General features: G+C 38.4%; 2 protein-coding genes. Both read left to right on the forward strand.

Annotated features, from left to right (window positions below):
• Positions 1–60: 60 nt before the first annotated feature.
• A complete protein-coding gene (locus tag AC30RD_RS09510; RefSeq protein ID WP_489494307.1) occupies positions 61–879 on the forward strand; it encodes a prepilin peptidase in 819 nt (272 codons plus the stop codon).
• Positions 880–1292 (forward strand): LptF/LptG family permease (locus AC30RD_RS09515; RefSeq protein WP_489494308.1); only part of this gene is annotated, 413 nt, incomplete at its 3' end. It abuts the gene before it with no gap.

The raw sequence follows: 1292 nt of genomic DNA on the forward strand, positions 1-1292 counted from the left end.
GCTTGAAAAGATTATTAAAAAATTTACAAAAGTGCAACGCCGCTTTGGGGGGCTTTTACAATGATGGAACTTGCTGTTGCCTGTGTGATGGGGCTTATATTTGGCTCTTTTTTAAATGTTGTTATTCTACGCATACCGGCAGAAGAGAGTGTTGTTTTTGGTGCTTCTCATTGTCCAGAGTGTCATACACCACTCAAACCATGGCACAATATCCCGCTGTTTTCATGGATATTTTTAGGTGGCAAATGCTCTTTTTGTCAAACAAAAATCTCTCTGCAATACCCCCTTATTGAACTCCTCTCGGCAACTATCTTTATTCTTGTTGCTTTAAAGTACTCTTTGAGTATTCAGGCTTTTTTTATAGCTATGAGTTTCTTAATGCTTCTAGCACTTGCTATGATAGATTTTAAGTACAAAATGGTACCCGATTCACTCAACCTTCTTGCGATTGTTTTTGCCATACTTGGAGCGTATTCACCCGATATGCTTTTGCAAAACCTTACCAATGCACTCCTTTTTACGGGTGGTTTTACCCTCCTTCGTTTTGCCCTCTCTTACTATATGACCTCCTCTGTTTTTCGTGCGGGTCTTCGGACAAAAACCCCATGGAACAAACATTACGACAGAACCCCTTTTATAGAAGCTATGGGGGAAGGTGATATTATGGTAGCAGCAACAATGGGAGCGCTTCTTGGTGTGAAACTCGGACTTGTTGCCATCTTTTTATCAGCACTGTTGGCACTCCCTGTTATGTTGCTTGTAATGAAAAAAAGCACTGAGGAGCAGCGTGTTCCCTTTGTTCCTTTTTTAGCATTAGCTACCCTTATCGTTTTTGTTTATGACAGTCAGATTATGCGTTATATAGAGGCAAACTATTAGATGAAGATTTTAGAGAAGTATATACTCAAAAACCTCTCTTCTTTGTTTTTGACAACTTTTTTACCCCTTTTTGCCATTGCCTCTGTTGTGTTTTCTATTAAACTTGCAACCTACACGGCAGTGATTAAACTCAACATTGTTGAGATGGCAAAACTCTACCTTTTTGTACTCCCTGAGATACTTTTTTACATCTTGCCCATCTCTTTTTTTATCGCTGCAGCACTTTCTGTATTTAAACTCTCTAACGACAATGAGATAGTGGTGCTGTTCTCTTTGGGTATTAAACCCTCTTTTTTAGTCAAAACATTGATGAAACCTGCATTGTTACTCTCGGCACTTTTAATATTTAACTTCTATTTTCTCTTTCCCCACTCTAAAATTCTCTCTGTCAATTTCAAAGAGTATAAAAAGAG

Source organism: Nitrosophilus sp. (assembly GCF_982775275.1).

Coding starts and splice junctions, on each gene's coding strand:
- AC30RD_RS09510 (WP_489494307.1), top strand. CDS start 61: ATGATGGAACTTGCTGTTGCCTGTGTGATGGGGCTTATATTTGGCTCT.